Origin of the sequence: Gimibacter soli, from assembly GCF_028463845.1 — a bacterium.
Classification (GTDB): Bacteria; Pseudomonadota; Alphaproteobacteria; order Sphingomonadales; family Kordiimonadaceae; genus Gimibacter; species Gimibacter soli.
The window spans coordinates 1,618,802-1,635,829 of the sequence record NZ_CP116805.1 but is presented as its reverse complement, the minus strand read 5'-3'; the positions used below and the strand labels follow the sequence as shown (position 1 = coordinate 1,635,829).

General features: G+C 55.3%; 12 protein-coding genes. 2 read left to right on the top strand and 10 right to left on the bottom strand.

Features of this window, described 5'->3' with window-relative positions; all coding sequences use genetic code 11:
* Positions 1–5 precede the first annotated feature (5 nt).
* The 3 genes from PH603_RS07555 to PH603_RS07545 are packed head-to-tail and all read right to left on the bottom strand — an operon-like array spanning position 6 to position 2,172.
* Positions 6–941 (bottom strand): hypothetical protein, encoded by a 936-nt coding sequence (locus PH603_RS07555; protein ID WP_289505460.1) that lies wholly within the window; start codon positions 939–941, stop codon positions 6–8.
* Positions 938–1,798 (bottom strand): ABC transporter ATP-binding protein, encoded by an 861-nt coding sequence (locus PH603_RS07550; protein WP_289505459.1) that lies wholly within the window; start codon positions 1,796–1,798, stop codon positions 938–940. Before PH603_RS07550 ends, PH603_RS07555 begins: the two co-directional genes overlap by 4 nt.
* Positions 1,795–2,172: a GntR family transcriptional regulator gene (locus PH603_RS07545; protein WP_289505458.1), complete on the bottom strand. Its 378-nt coding sequence runs from the start codon at positions 2,170–2,172 to the stop codon at positions 1,795–1,797. The genes PH603_RS07550 and PH603_RS07545 overlap by 4 nt, the downstream gene beginning before the upstream one ends.
* A gap of 999 nt (positions 2,173–3,171) precedes the next feature.
* Here PH603_RS07545 and PH603_RS07540 point away from each other — a divergent pair.
* Positions 3,172–3,426, top strand: a complete 255-nt coding sequence (locus PH603_RS07540) for an antitoxin (protein ID WP_289505456.1) — start codon at positions 3,172–3,174, stop codon at positions 3,424–3,426.
* Positions 3,427–3,857: 431 nt separating this feature from the next.
* On the opposite strand, the gene PH603_RS07535 is transcribed toward PH603_RS07540, so the two are convergent.
* The 4 genes from PH603_RS07535 to PH603_RS07520 all read right to left on the bottom strand — a co-directional run bounded on the left by PH603_RS07535 (position 3,858) and on the right by PH603_RS07520 (position 11,776).
* Positions 3,858–4,253 carry a hypothetical protein gene (locus PH603_RS07535; RefSeq protein ID WP_289505453.1) on the bottom strand — a complete coding sequence of 132 codons (396 nt, stop codon included), beginning with the start codon at positions 4,251–4,253 and terminating at the stop codon, positions 3,858–3,860.
* Between the two features lie 58 nt (positions 4,254–4,311).
* A complete protein-coding gene (gene eruA, locus PH603_RS07530; RefSeq protein WP_289505452.1) occupies positions 4,312–8,421 on the bottom strand; it encodes an NACHT domain-containing antiphage protein EruA in 4,110 nt (1,369 codons plus the stop codon).
* 462 nt (positions 8,422–8,883) lie between these two features.
* Positions 8,884–10,950, bottom strand: coding sequence for a hypothetical protein (locus PH603_RS07525; RefSeq protein ID WP_289505451.1), 2,067 nt, complete (start codon positions 10,948–10,950; stop codon positions 8,884–8,886).
* Positions 10,951–11,374: 424 nt separating this feature from the next.
* The gene (locus tag PH603_RS07520) at positions 11,375–11,776 is read right to left on the bottom strand and encodes a hypothetical protein (protein WP_289505449.1); all 402 of its coding nucleotides are present in this window, start codon (positions 11,774–11,776) and stop codon (positions 11,375–11,377) included.
* 107 nt (positions 11,777–11,883) lie between these two features.
* Here PH603_RS07520 and PH603_RS07515 point away from each other — a divergent pair, with 107 nt between their 5' ends.
* The gene (locus PH603_RS07515; RefSeq protein WP_289505448.1) at positions 11,884–12,957 is read left to right on the top strand and encodes a tyrosine-type recombinase/integrase; all 1,074 of its coding nucleotides are present in this window, start codon (positions 11,884–11,886) and stop codon (positions 12,955–12,957) included.
* Here the strand turns inward: PH603_RS07515 and PH603_RS07510 are convergent.
* Genes PH603_RS07510 through PH603_RS07500 form a run of 3 tightly spaced genes read right to left on the bottom strand, consistent with a single transcriptional unit; the run spans position 12,884 to position 16,628 of the window.
* Positions 12,884–13,921, bottom strand: coding sequence for a TniQ family protein (locus tag PH603_RS07510; protein WP_289505447.1), 1,038 nt, complete (start codon positions 13,919–13,921; stop codon positions 12,884–12,886). The genes PH603_RS07515 and PH603_RS07510 overlap by 74 nt on opposite strands.
* A complete protein-coding gene (locus tag PH603_RS07505) occupies positions 13,893–14,996 on the bottom strand; it encodes a TniB family NTP-binding protein (protein ID WP_289505446.1) in 1,104 nt (367 codons plus the stop codon). The genes PH603_RS07510 and PH603_RS07505 overlap by 29 nt, the downstream gene beginning before the upstream one ends.
* A 3-nt stretch (positions 14,997–14,999) precedes the next feature.
* Entirely contained in the window at positions 15,000–16,628 is a 1,629-nt protein-coding gene (locus PH603_RS07500; RefSeq protein WP_289505445.1) for a TnsB C-terminal domain-containing protein, read from the bottom strand.
* Positions 16,629–17,028: the final 400 nt, after the last annotated feature.

Sequence of the window (17,028 nt, the reverse complement as noted above, 5' to 3'; positions counted from 1 at the left end):
ATCTGTCAGAGCGAGCGCTGGCGGAGCCGGACCGAGGCGTAGATGAAGCCGGCAGCAACCAGAAGTCCGAACAGGAACTCGACTTGGACGAAGCTTCTCAGGAAGCCCTGGAACATCTCGCCGGTAGTCAGGTAGCGCAGGATGTCAGCCGGGCCGTCGATATCCACGTTGCCGTGCACCACTTCGAACACCAGCCCCTGCCAGCCGCCCATATGCAGGCCGACCCATTCCAGGAAGTAGTTGCTGTCGAAGAAGACTTCCTCGGCAACCATCACCACGATCGGCGGCAGGACTGCGAACAGGAAGGGTGCGCGGTTCGCATAGGCCGACACAGCCAGCACCCAGGCCAGAAGCGGCAGCGCCCACAGGATCGCCAGGATATAGTAGGCGCCGAACGCCACCCAGCCACCGATCATCGTACCCAGCGGCCACAGGACCGACACCGGACCACCCTGCACAAGGGCAACACCCGAAAGCAGCATGGCGGTCAGGATATGCGCCGTCATGATGATCGCGAAGAAACCGATAGGAACGATGATCACGATGGTCACAAGCTTGGCCAGCACTTCCTGCCAGTCGGTCACCGGCAGCGACTTGAAGAACAGGATCGAGCGATCGCGGCGTTCTTCATAGAGCGTACCGAGGAGCGAGAAGAAGACCACGAAGGGCAGCGCCCCCCAGGCAAGTGCACTCATCGCCCAGTAACCGAGGGTGATGGCGGCAGGCAACTGGTCGCTTTCCTTGGCTTGCGCCAGCGTCAGGGCTTCACCGAAACTCTCGATGTTGCGGATGTCCATATCGCCGAACTGGACGTTACCAACCCCCATCACCGTCAGGACGACGAAGAAGATGGTCAGCGCCAGCAGGATCGCCGGCAGGCGGACATAATAGTTCCAGCCTTCAAGATACTCGCGTTTAATCAGGGCTTTCATCGTGTTCATTGCCCTTCTCCCGTCATGGTGACCACGAAGATGTCGGCAAGTCCAAGCCGGCGGGTTTCGCCGAGGCTACCGAGCGTTGCGCGGTCCTTGTTTGCATAGACACAGGTGGTACGGCCGAAGCTCGTGCCGGTGCGGATGGGTCCCATTGCGCGGGCTTCGTCTTCCTTGCCCGGTGCGACCATGAGCTCCGTATAGGTGCTCGTCAGTTCATCCATTTCGGCAGTGAGGACGATCTCGCCACCCTTGATGAAGATCACGTCAGAGAGGATATGCTCCACCTCTTCCACCTGGTGGGTGGTGATGAGGATGGTGCGTTCCTCGTCGAAATAATCTTCGAGGAGATTCTGGTAGAATTTCTTCCGGAACAGGATGTCGAGGCCAAGGGTCGGCTCGTCAAGCACCAGAAGCTTCGCGTCGATTGCCATCACCACGGCAAGGTGCAGCTGCACCGTCATGCCTTTCGACAGCGCCTTGACCTTGCGGTCGAGGGGGATCGAGGTGCGGGCCAGATAATCCATCGCCTTTTCACGGTGGAAGCGCGGATGGATGGAGGCCACATAATCGATCACCTGGCCGGCGGTCATCCATTTCGGCAGCGTTGCCACGTCGGCGATGAAGCAGACATCCTGCATCAGTTGGCCACGATCTTTGGAGGGATCAAGCCCCAGGACCTCAAGCTGGCCCTCGTAGGAGGCAAGGCCGAGGATGGCGTTCAGAAGGGTGGTTTTGCCGGCGCCGTTGGCCCCGATAAGGCCGACGATACGGCCGACCGGAATGTCGATATTGACATTCTTGAGCGCGGTGAAGCCGTTGAAGCGCTTTCCGACGCCGCGTGCCTTGATAAGGATTTCTGTCATTGTGTCCTCCCCGTCTGGCCGCCGCCGGTCGATTTCAGCAGGTCTTCGGCACTGAGGCCGAGCCGCCGGATCACTTCCATCACACGGGGCCATTCTTCATTCAGAAAACGGGTGCGCTCGGCTTCCATCAGCTTCGATTGCGCCCCTTCAACCACGAACATTCCGAGCCCGCGGCGTTTTTCAACCAAACCTTCCATGACCAGCTCCTGATAGGCTTTTGAGGCAGTAATCGGGTTGATCGACAGATCAACGGCGACGTTACGGACGGATGGAAGAGCCTCTCCCTCGCGGAGCGACCCTTCCATGATCGCTGTTACTACCTTGTCCCGGAGCTGCCGGTAGATCGGTTGTTCGTCCGTCCAATCCGGCGTCATATTCCTGTCCCTCCTGTTAGCGTTCTAGCGCGATGGCTGCGGCAGGTTCAGGCTGCGTGCGATACCGGGGCAAAACCCTTGTTATTCAGGTCGGTCCGGCGCGCCAGGCGGCGGCTGCGGCGGATGGAACGTTTCACGCTGCTGAAATTGTAAGTCGTGTTCATTGTATCTCTCCTCGCTATCTTCGGGGCTTTGCCCCGGTTTTTGATGTTGCTGTCGTTCGTTTGTTTGTTTTTGGCGGCGGACCCGGTTTCTGTTGTCTCCGGGCCCGCTGCCCACTTGATGCCCTCTTTTCGGGGCTTGCTGCCTTGGGCCTGTTTCCTCGCTATCGGCTTCTTGGCAAACTCTTTACTTCCTCGTTGTCTCAACCCGGGCCGGCTTTTGCCTTTATCCCGTCCGGCTCGCTGTCACTCTGTTTCGGTGATCTATCGTGCCGGTGTATTAGTTATGTATAACACCTAATCGGCACTGACAAGGGGATTCGAAGAAGATTCTTCAAAAATCGTATAGTACATTGATTTTAAATGGTTTTATTTTTCAGAAAGATCACCGGGCCTGCGGCGCCGACGCCTAAAACAAGCCTCAAGGTGTGTTATACCCCCTATAACACCCCCGAATCCGGGACAGGAAATGACCGGAATGCCAAACACCCAGCCGGGTGTCGGTGTTCACTAGGAATGACCATTTGCGTCACAGTTGGCGATAATTGCCAGGCCGTGAAAGATTCATAAAGGGGCCCCGGAAGCGGACCAGAAATTTAGGAAATATAATTACACGCGGTACAGGTGCCCGAAACCCAACGAAAACGGGCGCAGCGCAATAAAATAACGATCCCGCGAAATTTTTGTTTCTTCGATAATATATTATGGAGCGCCGTCAGTTTCCGCTAGCACCAGAACGCATCGAGCTTGACACCCGATCATGCGCCTTCAATCTGACAGCTATTGATGCACGTACCCTCAGAAAGGTCTCATGCGCGGTCATACAAGGAGACATAGAGTGCCCTCCACCTATCCCATTCTGGCCAACGTCTGCGTGAGCCTCTCCGCTTTCAAGAAAAGTCCTATGGCGATTGTCGTCGAGGGCAAAGGGCGAACTATAGCCGTCATGAAACGTAGCGAACCCGCATTCTATGTCGTTCCCGCGAAAGAGTTTGAGCGGCTCATAGAATGCATAATAGATAGCGAACTCGCAGAGATTGTTCGGGGGCGTTTGAATGAACCGGAGATCGAGGTCGAGGTTGAAGACCTATAAAGGTGCCAATCCACCACTTTCTGCCGGAAGCAAACGTTCGTCGCGACAAAAAAGTCATCAAAAATCACCCCGACTGGCAGGCTATTGTTCCAAGAACCATTCTGAAAAATGCAATTTCCTGCGTCAGCCTGAATGACGACGTGTGACGTCGATTGGGAGCCTAGCCTTTGTCTTTCAGATAGAGGTTCAGCATCATCTGTACCCAAAGATCTCAGAATCGCCGCCAACGTTGTTTTGCCCCGACCATTCTCTCCACAAATTAGCGAGAGAGGACTACCTTAAAAGATTCAGAAAGTGACGTCTGGAGCAGATCTGAAATTCAGGAAATATAATTCCACGGCGAGTAGGCACCCGAAACCTAACAAAAACTGGCGTAGCACAATAGAATAACAATCCCGCGAAATTTTGCGATGTTCAGAAGATGCAACTCGCTATTTGTGCTCACCCGCCTGCTCAGCGATAAGGAATTGCCGCACCCGCCCCTCCACAGCTCGAGAGCGCTCCTGAAGTTGTTGGTATTGCCGGTGCAGTTGCGCTGCATCATCGCCAATGGGACGAAAGAGAGAGGGTAGCAGATTCATCGCGGCCATTTGCGCATCAATAAGCTCGGCAACCAGGGCATCCCACTCTTTCTGCCAAAACTTGATCCCCTTGCCATCTCCGGAATGCAGTTTTTCCAGATAGGTGTTCATAACCCTCTTGATGCCGACGGCGTCAAAAAAATCAATCTCACACTTCCCACCTTCAACATCCAGAACGCGACCTCTGCCAAACTTGCGATGCTCAACTATATCGCCATAGCTAATCTCAATATTCCGCTTCGACATGACCGCTCCTTCAGTTATCCCACGCTGTCCGAGACACTGGTGACTAGCAGGTACGCAGCTAACCACGACTTAAATCCAGGACAAATACAGCAATATCACCGCGCCGATGCTCTGGAAGCAATGCCTCCAAACTTTCCCGCATTTCGTCTGAGGTTTCAGGTACATCAATACCTCTTGGTGGGGGTTTGAGCCTTTTTCCCGCCACGACATTTTTGCCAAACCAGAACACGAGGTATATTCCTTTTGACGCGGCCCGATACTCCGTTGCATAGAGCCGATCCAGTTGAATTTCTGCGGCTGTCCATACGTCTTTATGCCATTGCCCCTTTGCCTCCATAGGTATCGCAATGTCATTGAAGCCAAAAATTGCATCGCTCCTCTTTCCGTTAGGCATCGCGGCCTCAGGACTAGACTGAATGCCAAATGGCAGGTTCTGGCCAAGTGCATTAAATAAACGATCCCGACATTCATTCTCCGACAGAGGCTGTCCTTTTTCATTGTAAAACAGTTTTACAACATTGAACCGATCACCCTTGACCCGAGCTTGGAAGTCAATAAGTTCGGCGATGACAATTGATTGAACGTCGGCCGCATTTTTGGGAGCCTTGTTCAAAGCCCCTGACTTTATTTCTTCCAGCTTCGGCGGCTTGTATTCAGCTTCACGCCTAGCTCGAATTTGACGAGCAATGTCAATTTGAATGGTCAGAGAGTATCCGTCATCGGCTTCATTTCGAAGTCCCCTCAGGACCTCCGCAGCATAAGGGCTTGGATGCTTGGCTATTTGTCCCAGCGCCCATTCAATGATGTTTGTGGCGTCCCAGGTATTTCTGTCACCCGATGTCGTTCCTCTCGGTCGTAACACCTTTGGCCATACAGATCTAAAGTGCCGCACCAGCCAAGCGGCTTGATCAATACTCAAAGGTAGAACGCGATCATCCTCACCATACCTGCCATGAAACCACGAGGCAATTTGCCACAGAAGGCCTCGGCTTTCCATTGTGATCGGAGGCAAAATCGTAGCCGCTTTCTCAAAATCCGTTGCGAATAACACCGACCCCCAGAGCCCCTTGTGGGAAATCTCTTGCTCCGAAAGGCCCGGGCCTTGCAGCTGCTCAAGCCTATCCATTGCAAGCTGCTCGAGGCCTTTAAGAACTTCGGCATCCCGGCTTATGGAAGATAGAAGTAGTTGCCCAACCATCTCGTGGCAGGCTTGAATATTGATATTTGGATACCGAGTGAGCCATTCGAGTATCAACGATCCAGTGATTAACGGCTCTTTTCTCGACCTAGAGAGGGCGTACAAACCCGAGACGTGAGCGCTCTCCGCGGCGAATTGCGGCTCAAATTTTTGCCGCAAATACCGTTCATAGACGCCATCTCGACCGATCATCTCATCGTGAAGAAATTTATCCAAGCCTATAGACTGGGCAAACGCTGACTCCGTTATGCCCTCCCTGTCTGCCGAAACTACAATCGATGTGAGTAAGTCATCGGAAAAGTCCGCCAGCCCCTCCCCACGCAGCAAACGCTGAGCCGCCCCAGCAATCATTGGGAAAACAAAATTCCATCGCTGCGACTTGGCATATCCTTCTGTGATTTGTAGCGTTGTTGGAAGATCACTTCGGTGCAAGACAGCCTCGAGCCCGGTTTGAACAGCAACGACGAACTTATCCTCCAGCCACAGCCTGACTCTCTCCTCAGGTGAAGCATTTTCATCCAAGTCGCGGTAGAGTCCCAAGTAGACTTTAGACGGTCGATATATCCATTCGAGTTGCCCCTTTTTAAGGTCCTCAAGGTGAGTGTCATATTCAGCGAGCATCTTTGCTCGCGCAATTTCTTGCGCTTCTTTTTCAGCTTTCTCGCGGATGTTCTCGCGAACTTTCCACTCTGGCAGTGGCCTTGGTCCATTCATCGAGGCAATAAAATCAAGCAAATCTTGCCTGTTGTTTGCATAAGTCAGCGCTAATGCCCGAACTTCTTTGGGCAACCCTGCTTCTCCCCAGAAATGAGATACGAGTGCCCTCCATAGCTCTTCTCTGGAAACATCCTTCATATCCGCTAGTTTGCGAAGAAATCTTAGAATGTCATCGTCCTGGAGTTTCAGGCCTATTGACAGGGATTGCAGTTTATAGCTCTCCCAATAAAAGTCTTTACTGCTGGCAAGATTGCCGAACGCAACATCCCACACAGCTTCTCTGAAATCCGCGTTGTCTTTTAAGAAGTCGGCGACACGATCGCGAGCATCCCGTTGATATCCTCTTTCACGCTCAAGAGCTCGCAACCATTTCAGAAACTGAAGTGGTGTAAACGAGCTTGCATCAGCAGCAATAAGTCGCGAAATCAACTCATTGACCATCACTGATAAATCAAACAGCGCAGTCGACAAATCATGCCTATCTTTGTAGCGCACATCGTCTTCAAATATGAGGGAAACGCGCGCCGAGAGCAGGTCCAAAAAGCTCTCAATTCTGTGCAATGGAATGTCTCGGTAAATTAGGTAAAGACCTCCATAAACGCGATCGCGCTTTTCTTCGTCCTCAGGGTCATTCTTGATCCCCGTCTCGGAAATAACCGCATCTACTATCAAAGCGTCTGAGAATTTCCCAAAGCCTACTCGATCCATAACATCGATAGCCAGACGAGAGGAATCCTCTTCATCTGCACATAGAAGACCTTCAATAAAGGGCGTCCAAACATCGCTATCCTGGTGCAGGCTAATCAATACTTCACTAGCCTCATATCTCTCGCGGTAGCTGTGCGCGGAACTGCGTAAAAGCTCCCACAAGTCCTTTTCGATCTCCGGCGTCACATCCGAATTCTTCAGCCCCTCAAGCAATAAAGAACGGAGCGGCCAAGATGTATCCGGAGACATCAAAATGCGCAAAAAAACGCCGAGAATGCTTTTCCGCACGAGGGTCGCACTAGATTGACGTTCCCAAGAATTCTCACGGAACGCAGGGTCTTCCGTCGACAATCGCTGCAGGGCGCAAAGTAGCCGCGATAGCTCCTCATCTGGCAAACTTGCGGCGTCGCCGTATTCATGAATGCCGTATGGGTCGACCTCAATGACATGAGGACCAAAGATTGTCGGGCTAAAATAGGCCAACCAAGCGTGGAGTCCACGTAGAGATGAAGGAACACCGCCTGCATGCGTGAATAAGTTGTGCACGCGCGATGCCATACGGATAGGCCGCTGATCCACACTTACGTGTTCCGCAAGCCAATATGCTCCTAAGAACTCCGCTATCGTCTTGTGGAAGGGGACATAATTTGAATTATGGCTGTCCTGTACCTTAAAGAGCTTGGTCTTTAAGACTAGGCGCATATGGTCCGCATCGACCAAATCGGCCAGATCAGAAATAGGCAACAGACTAGGCTCATCAATCGACGAAGTTGCCACGACGGCATCGCGACCCGACAACAATAAGGTAGCCATTATAGCGCCGGCCGTGAACAAAGCCTGATTGACAGAAATACCTTGAAGCTTGCGGCTTGAAGGATGTAGCGGATTTTTATCAACGCATAGACCAGATGCTGCGCGTCGATATAATTCACCTCGCCCAGATGGAAATTCGTCCTTGCCGTCCGAAATTGACGCGACAAATTCCAACATCAGTGGATTTGTACACAGTTCACCTAACCCCGCCGCATCAAGCTTGTCCAGCAGGGCATCAACCTCAACATCCGGCAAAATTTCCCTAAGGATTTCTGTTGCATCTGCCCTTTCCAAGGGCTCCAGTATAAGCTCTACGGGACGCGCACCATAGTCGTCCAGAATATCTGATCCTTGAACGACGCTGTCCCATTCCGCTGCCCGACAAGAGATAGCGAAATTGGGCCTGCCCCACTGTGCTAGTTTGCTCAAAACTTTATGAAGAGCATCTCCGTCGTCCGTAGAGGACACCTCATCCAAACCATCGATTATCAATCGATGGCCCGAAGCAAGAGGATGCTCCTCTTGCCTCAGAAGCGTCTTCGCGCGGATGTATTCTGCTCCTTGCCATCGCGCTAATTCTTCCATTAAACGCGTTTTGCCCATCCCTGGAGGAGCAAGTACGACTACGGGCGTTTGGAATTTTTCGAGGATATCTTTGTCTGCCAGAAGATGCTTCTTCTGCTTTTCATCCAACCAAGAGAGGCGGCGACCTATGTATTTGAGCCTACTCATGATTAGAAAGAACTTATTCCCACCAGGATGGCCTCAATCAGGCCATAAAGCGTTAGCAACTGTACGCCTTCAGAATTGCTGTAACGCTCCAATCCGCGATACATAATGAAACGCCTCTCCGGTTCGATGCCTCCAACTCCAGTTGATTCATTATAGCCTCGTGACACTTTAGGCATACGCTTTAAAGCTTTGATCTCAGTCACCCCGACATGGCCCTATCGAAAACTCAATTAGCAGACCAACTTCCGCCATAAGGTGTGTTCGATAGAAGCTAATCTACGCACTTGAAACCATGGTCTACACTCGCTGAAATTTTCACAAAATGAGTTAGTATCCGCGCTCAAGAATACTCTCGGAGTATCCCTGCCAACCTCAACTGGATGAGCACGCTGTCTTGATATCCAGTGATTGCAGTTGTGCCTCCCAGCAAACAATTTCGGCTTTGCGGTTAGGCTTCCACTATCACTTCCTCCACTCAAGTTTTTGAGTGCCACTATCAATTTTCAGTTCCACATTAAACTCACCCGCACCAATAGTGGATAAGTGCTTCTTTGCATTCGACAATGCATGCTCCATGAAATATTTCCTGATTGCATCATAGGAAAAGCGAATAGTAAAAAGTGATATCAATGCACTTATAATTGCGTACCACACGTTCAAAAAAGCAAAATACACCGGCAGAACAGAAATAAAAACAAACATTAATGCCGATAATTTCATAAATGCATCGAACTTTCTCACAGAGGATGAATACACAATATTTGCCGAACGTAGTGCTGTCGCCTTCCTCATTTTGTTTTCAGCAGTGGCAGACTCTTTAGCTGTCAGGACTTCTCTTTCAAGACTCAAATTGCTCCCCTTGAGCTCCTCCTGTCCTTTCACAAGATCTGAGACAATAGCGCCATGCACTAAACTCTGCTGCAACATCTTGTCTGCGGCGCTTTCCTCATATTTTTTTTCCAATTCGGCTTCCATAGCGGCGAGTAGCTCTTCGGCATTGCCGCTGGTAACGATCGATGCATCATTCAGAGTAAGATCCGACATTACCTGAGCTGAACGAGGCTTCAAAAGCAACGCCGCGAAGTGATCAGCCTTGCCGCCATTTAAGTTTTTCAGCCAATACTGCATCTTCTGAATCAATGCAGGAGAAGCTCGAACGACACGGTCACAGTTTAGAAGGATTTGGCGTCGTGACAGTTCTTTAATTGTTGCATTTCCATCATTTAGCCATAAGAGCGTTGCCATTCTACGTCTCATGATAATGGGCCCAGCATGCCGGTCGCTAAACAACCCCGAGCTAGTACAAAATCTGTGAGTTCTGTTTCGGAGGGTCACGTTATTCGTAATGAAAAGATATGTAGCTTCCAGAGCATCGACGACTCGTTTGCCCATACGCCGGCGCATTACATAGGCGACTGACCTGCTATCGCGCTCTGCCGCTACCGGATTGGACCACCCGCCGCCGCCGAGCAGGTCGTTCATCAATTCGTTTTCATGGCTCTCGTCAAAATACTTAACGGAATTAGGCGTAACGTTCTCCGTCTTGAATATCGAAATTCCTAAATCTTTGATTGCGGCTTCAGGATCCATCTGCACTGCACGCAATTCAGGTTCACGGACCTGCCCAGTACGCAGTGCATTGCCTATTGATCCCCTGCGTTCAAAGGATTGAGCCGAAAGTACCATTTTTAGAATCTCGGCGATTTCGTCGACAGAGTGCTCTAAAACACCAACTGTGGCTTTCAATGCCCTCAGCCTATCAAGAACAAATTTGCTGTTTTCTTTCTCTAGATGCCCAGCCAAACCAAGGGCATCAATCACCACCGGGGCATCTAATATAAACGTGCGACCTGCCAGTGATGAATGGCGAGCACCGGGATTTCGCATATCAGCCAGAGCCTCGGCGAGCATTGCGGCACCGGTCAATTTTATCGAAAACTCGAATAGTTCTAGATTGGCATCGGCTAGATCGGCAATAAATCTCCCAGCAAGGTATGTCAGTCGTTGCGATTCAGGATCGCTGTCTTCTTCAAGCGATCCAGAGTTAGCTTCACCGACCTCAACCTGGCTACCAATCGATGCTAGGACTTTGGTCAACCCCTCAAGTGCCCGGTCTTCGTCTGGCATGCTAAATTCGGCGAAGTTGCGCTCGACAAAAGACATGAACGCCTTCAAAAGCCTCGAAATTTCACCTTCAAGTTCTCCCTGAATGGCATCGAGGCTGGTATTTTTAGCGCGCCCCACCCATTTATAACTAACAGTCCCGCCCCCCCCAATTCTTGTAGTGGAGAGCATCCCGGCTTTCACTAAACGCGATATGAGAAATGTTGCTATTTCTTCTGAAATTTCTATCCCTAGTTCGGCATCAAAGTATGATCGGACCGATGCGGCTTCGAAATATTTTTCCGCATGATCATTTGCGTAATCGGACAAAAGCTCAACAAATCCAGAAATATAGTCACCTGAGTTGGCCATCGCATCCGCAACCAACGCCAAGCTATAAATCGAACTGTTCTTATGCTGACTCACGCTCTTCCCCAGTAATCAACCCCTCTATTAATTGACACATTTCAACCAAGAATATTCATCGGTCAAGAGGGCTATTCCGCAATCCTTCCCCAATAAGATGTAATTCGCCCTTGGAACATTTCCCGAACTCTGGTGCCCGATAACTATCACTTATCGGCCCCCAGCCAGGCCGTTGCGCCCCGAAATCCGGGGATGACGGCGCCGCAGAGCGCCCGATTCCGCGCCGCCAGCACCCCTCGCCGCGCGCCAGAAAAGTGCCGCCCCCGACCGGTCGGCCGCCATCGGATCGCGAGAGAAGAAAAGACGGAATGCCAACAGACTAACGGCCATTCTGCATCCTAACAGCCGCCCTGTTAGGATGCAGGGGCTTGTGAGGGCCGCCCCGCCGGCGCGCAGGCCCGGCGCAAGGTTGGGAGGGATGGGGCTATCGGGCCGTGTCCCCGGCCGGCCCCGCGCCGTCGCCCCGAACCAGCAACTCGTTCGGATGGTCGACCCCGGCCTCGATCAGGATCAGGGCCGCCGCCTGCCACAGGATCCAGGCAAGGTTTGACTGGCCCGCCAGGCCATAGCCCTGTCCCGCCGCCACCAGGTCATGGACCAGGCGGGCGGGGCGTTCGCTCCCCTCCCCGGCGACCCAGCGGGCGGCGCGCTGCAGGATAGGCGCCCCCTGGTCAGCCCCCAGATACGGCGCCATATGGGCGGCGAGCGCGGGCCGGTCGAAGCCGCGCAAGGGGTTGCTGACCTGCAGATGTACCAGCGAAAAGGACCGGACCCGGTGTCCCCGGCCGATCGTGATCGCGCGGTCCTCAAGACGGAAATGCGTCATCGCCTGCTCCTTCTTCCCCGGGCCGCGCCGATCGGTGACAGCAGGGTTCCTGTCGTCCGGGGCCAACTTCTGCTAGACTGCGCCTTTGGACCCCGGAGAAACTGGCCATGGCACGTCCGACAGACCCCATTCCGCGCCCGGCACTCGCGGCCACCGATGCCGCCGCCCGCCTCCTCGGCTGGCTGCCGGTCCGCGAGGCGCTCCAGCGCGACCTCGACGCCGTCTATGACCGCGCCGCGGCGCTGGCGCGCATGGCGCATGCCGACCATACCCGTCGCGCCTATAAGACCGCCTGGACCCAGTATGAGGCCTGGTGTCGCGGCGTCGGCGTCGCCCCGCTGTCCGGTGACCCCGGGACAGTGGCCCTCTATCTCGCCACCCTGTCGCTCAAGGTCCGCCCGACCACCCTCCAGGCCCGGCTGGCCGCGATCAGCGTCGCCCACCGACTGGCGGGCGTCCGCCTCGACACCCGCCACGAGGCGATCCGTCTGGTGATGCGGGGGGCGGCGCGCGAGAAAGGCCTGGCCCCAGCCCGCCAAGCCACCCCCGTCAGCCTCGACGACCTCCGCCGGCTCGGCCGTCTGTTCGGCCCGAGCCGCATCGAGCGGCGCGACCGGGCCGTCCTGTTCCTCGGCTTCGCCGCCGCGCTGCGCCGCGCCGAGATCACCGCCCTGACGCTGGCTGACATCAGCTTCACGCCGGACGGCCTGACCGTCACCATCCGCCAGGGCAAGGGCGACCCGGCGGGTCGTGGCGCCAAGGTCCCCGTCAGCCGCCATCCCGACCCGGCCGTCTGCCCGGTGCGCGCCCTCAAGGCCTGGCTCGCCGAGCGCGGCGACCGCGCCGGTCCGCTCTTCTGCCAGATCCACCGTAGCGGCAGCCACCGTTACCAGCCCCTGGCGCCGCGCGCCGCGGGCCGCATCGTCAAGGCCGCCGTCCAGCGCCTCGGCCAGGACCCCACCACCTATAGCGGCCACAGCTTGCGGGCCGGCCTCGCCAGCGCCGCCGCCGACGCCGGGATCGGCCTCCATAGCCTGATGGAACAGACCCGTCTCAAGAGCGCCGCCCAGGCGGTCACCTATATGCGCGGTCGCGGCCGCCGGACACTCACCCGTCATCTGTTTGGCCTCCCTTCGCCGGCACGGGACGATAGACCGGATCGAAGCGACTGCTCGGCATGACCCGTGCAGCAAAGGCCGAGAGCGCCGCCACCGCGGTCGCCGTCGCGGCCTTGGTTGCCATCCCGGCCAGTCCGCTGCGCAAGCGGGGCGTGACCCACGAGACCGCCCCGAGGCCATCCCGATACTGGCGCGCCAGCAGGTCAAGCAGGGCATAGGCCATCTGCCGCCGCTTGCCGATCGCCGGCTCGGCCAGATAGCCCGGCGGCTGAGGGCAGCTTGGCTGAACTCCGGCCGGATCGTGCCCGTCGTCCGAACCGAAAAGCAGTTCCCACGGCAGCGCTCCGCGTGCTTCGAACCGATAGAGCCATAGTCGCGCCTGCCACCGGCGCTGCCCCGTTGACTGGAACAGGACCCGCCCGACCCGGTCGAGCAGTCCACACACCAGATCGAGCGAAACTGGCGCGTTGGGCGCCGCCAGAAAAGCCTCAAAACGCAGCAAGGCAGCCACCGGCGCCGATATATGGGCGGCGGCGATCGCCCCCCGGAACATCAGGGGCTCGAGGTGCAGCCGGCATTCGGCTTCACCTGCCGGCACGCTCCCGAGGTCGAGATAGGGAAAACGGTGTCGCGGACAACACCAGGCGGTCGCCCGCATCCAGCGGCGGCGCCGACGCGGCGGCTGGCCGGTTACCAGATCGTCGAGCCAACACAAGGGACAGGCAGCGGTGCACCCCGTTGCCGTCACCCAGCCATCCCCGTCGAGTGCCAGCTGCCGCAACAGCCGCGATGGCATCCCGACGAGGCGCGCCAAGCGGTATTCAAGGAGGCGTGGCAGCGGTCGATCAAGATCGTACGGGGCGGCCAAGCCTTCAAAGCGGAGATAGGGGTCGTCAAGAAAGGCCAAGATTTTTTCATAACCATAGATACCGGCCAACCGCGACAACCAACTGGACACGGTCTCATCCGGACACGGCCAGGGATGGAAAGGCAGGCGTTTAGTCCTCAGAATGGAGAGAATAGCCATAGGTTGCCGCCGCCAGCCTCAACGCATCGAGGCTCAATCTGTCGCCGTCTTCTTTCATGATCATACGCGTGGCGAACTTGATCAGACGGACGAGCGATGACGTTTCGTAGTCGGTTATACGCAGGAGGTAGGAGAGGCCCTCATCCTCAAAAATCGCTGCCTCTGGTGGCTCGGCGAGCGGCATATAGGCCATGATCGTACTGACCGCACGTGCGTAGGCGTCGTCCAGCTGCCACTTGGCGAGATGGTAGGGCCGGAAACGGCGGGCATATTGATGGTCGGCTTTAAATAGTTCACTTTTGCCCGGTGTCGAGCCAAGCACCAACGGTATACCCAATGAGTTGTTCAGCCACTTAAGCATATTGAGAATTTTTATCGCGATGTCATCCGGCAGATTCGTAATGATATTGATTTCATCGACCATGAGGATTTGGATGTTCAATTCCTCGAGATCCGCGATGCACCGGACCTTTCTTCGATCAAACGAACCGCTCTGATACGGGGCCTTCAGGGCCTGATAAATCATGCTCATCACATCAGTAACGCCGGAGTGCCCTGGCGCGATCTCCATGAAAAGCGCCGGGGTGATGGTGACGCGCGCCTTTTTATCCTGATAGGGCCGGTGTTTGTCACAATAGTGTCGCATGATCAAGGATTTGGCCATGCCGCTTGGGGACACTATCCGCATGCCGATTGCCTCTCTCGAAAGCCTCGCCTCCTCTCTAAGTTCGTCGAACCGTTCTTCTAGCGCGACAGCATAGTCAAGATTGTACCAATGCGGCGAAAACACATAGTCAAGGCGTCGCTTTAGCGGCATGTCGACCATTTGACGGACGGCATCATTGATGAGGTGAGTCCGATCGGGGGCTGTCGCGCTGTCGATATCTGGCGCCGTCGCCTCTTCACTCACAGGCCTCGTCGTCGCTTCCCGCTCAGCTCCTCGCCGGCCATCCGACCGGCGCTTCTGGCTGCCCCCGGAAACCTGCTGCCGAGGGCGCGCGGTATTCGGCTTCCAGACGCCATTTGGCAGTGTCTGCGGAACGCTATTGCCAACAGCTTCGTTCAACCGGACCATGACTCACCCCCTGTTCCGCAGGCGCGTCGATGGCGCCGGCTGGCTGGGGGCCGGTCGACCTGCCTGGGTCCGCAGGGAAACCTGGGGTGTCGCGAGCGCCTTGGCGGGTGTCCGCCGCAAGCGGTGTCCCCGGGCCCGTTCAACCAGGGCATTGCGTTGCACCATCAGGCGCCGCGCCACCGCGGCCTGACGCTTGGTTTCCGCTGCCATTGCCGCCGTCGGCAGGCGATCGACCAGAGCCTCCAGGTACCGACACCGGCCGGCGTTTCGGATCGGCAACGCCTCGAACGTAGGCTTCAGGCCGTTCAGGCAGACATAGAGCTGGTTGATCCTGGCGGGGTGATATTTGACCGCGACCCGCCGCCCCACCAGCTCCGCGAGGCCGGGGTGATAATAGTAGCGGTTGGCGAAGCGGATCCCCTGCTTGCCGACCATTCTGTTTTCTGTCGGGAGGAAGGCCGTGCGGATGTCGACTTCGTCAGGAATCATCGGAAAGCGGTGCGGTCGTTGTGCTTCGAGATGCTGAAACTTCTGAAGCGGAGTGATGCCATCGAGACCCTTGTGCGGGGTCAGGTGATACTCGAGGATCTTAGCGACAAGCCATTGCTCGACATCTTCGAGGGTCAGGAACGCCTTCCCGGCACTGTCATAGGAACCTCGACATTTCGGACTAGAGCTCGTGGTGCCCGGCAGTTCGTGTACTGCCTTCATGAAGGTGCCGATGAGACGCTCGATGTGGCCGCCATAATGGGGGGCACCGACCGGCCGATAGGACGCGCGGATGCCGAATTGGACATAGGCCATCTGCGCCGCCCGGCTCCTGAAGTCCTTGCCATTGTCGGTGGCGATCACTTGAGGCACGCCAAAGATCGGCCAGGGATCTACCTCGATCGCCTCAACAACCTCCTCCCAGGAAACACCGCTTGCCTCGACGACCGGTCGCTTGGGCAGCATCCCCATCATGACTGTGAGCCCGACCGTTCGTGCGGTCGGCGCCTTGAGCCCCAGATGGAAGCCATAAATCATGCGAGACGCGACATCGATCGCGAGGGTCAACCAGATCCGTTTCAAACCAAGCCCAAATTCTTCGAGGTCGACGATCAGGTCCATAAGCGTGTGATCAATCTGCACTTCGTCGAGGGGCCAGGCGACGTCATGATGGTGCGGGGTCGGCTTATAGTCGCGTACCTCGCCCTTGATCTGGCGGGCGCGAGCCTTGCAAATCTTGGAGAGCTCCGCGACCTTTCGGCGCACGGTACTCAAACTCGGCACCAGCGTATTTGTATCGAGGCAAGCCGCCTCGATCTCGGCATGCAGAGCCTTCCGGCTTTTCCATTCCGCCGTCCCGAGCAGAAAGGACTGGATTTTTGCATAGAGGATGATCCGGGTTTGCCGCGGTAGCCGCGGCTGGCGCGGTCTGCCCTGCTGCCGTGCCGGATCGACGCTGTCGGCGATCGGATTGTTACGGAGGTCGGTGACACAGCGTCGAACATGCCTCTCACTCAGGTCGAGGCGGGCGGCCGCGGCCTGAACCGCGTCACGCCCTAGATTGGGGTCGACAGCGAGGGGCCGGAGGGTCTCCATCCTTTCCCTGAGATCTCTTAGTTTTTCAAGATCGAGCTGATCGTACATAGCTTATTCCTTCCGTCTACACCGGGGAAAGCGCCATACATCGCCACAGGCAATCAGCCTCTCGCATAAAATTAACCACGATCAAGTGTGCAAAAATTAATTTTTAATTAACATACACTTATATAAGAAAATAAAAATTTATTGCAGTGCACAATTAAAACGAATCAGGTGCGAATCACACATTCATTAACAATATTGCACCGCAATATATAATTATTTATTATATCTAAATATTCGCGATACATACATGCGTATCACGAATATTTAAAAATAAAATCCGCATACGTTTTTTACTATAATTAAAAGAGTGACCATTTCGTCGGCAGGCCAGATTCCCATCACCGTCACGACAGAGAGAGCCTGCCCATCCTTGAAGCAGGGCCTGACCCCATGCAAGGCC

Bases quoted from the DNA above. Each gene is read 5' to 3' on its own strand.
- eruA (WP_289505452.1), bottom strand. From the start codon at position 8,421: ATGAGTAGGCTCAAATACATAGGTCGCCGCCTCTCTTGGTTGGATGAA.
- PH603_RS07550 (WP_289505459.1), bottom strand. From the start codon at position 1,798: ATGACAGAAATCCTTATCAAGGCACGCGGCGTCGGAAAGCGCTTCAAC.
- PH603_RS07535 (WP_289505453.1), bottom strand. From the start codon at position 4,253: ATGTCGAAGCGGAATATTGAGATTAGCTATGGCGATATAGTTGAGCAT.
- PH603_RS07515 (WP_289505448.1), top strand. From the start codon at position 11,884: ATGGCACGTCCGACAGACCCCATTCCGCGCCCGGCACTCGCGGCCACC.
- PH603_RS07500 (WP_289505445.1), bottom strand. From the start codon at position 16,628: ATGTACGATCAGCTCGATCTTGAAAAACTAAGAGATCTCAGGGAAAGG.
- PH603_RS07505 (WP_289505446.1), bottom strand. From the start codon at position 14,996: ATGGTCCGGTTGAACGAAGCTGTTGGCAATAGCGTTCCGCAGACACTG.
- PH603_RS07555 (WP_289505460.1), bottom strand. From the start codon at position 941: ATGAACACGATGAAAGCCCTGATTAAACGCGAGTATCTTGAAGGCTGG.
- PH603_RS07510 (WP_289505447.1), bottom strand. From the start codon at position 13,921: ATGGCTATTCTCTCCATTCTGAGGACTAAACGCCTGCCTTTCCATCCC.
- PH603_RS07545 (WP_289505458.1), bottom strand. From the start codon at position 2,172: ATGACGCCGGATTGGACGGACGAACAACCGATCTACCGGCAGCTCCGG.
- PH603_RS07520 (WP_289505449.1), bottom strand. From the start codon at position 11,776: ATGACGCATTTCCGTCTTGAGGACCGCGCGATCACGATCGGCCGGGGA.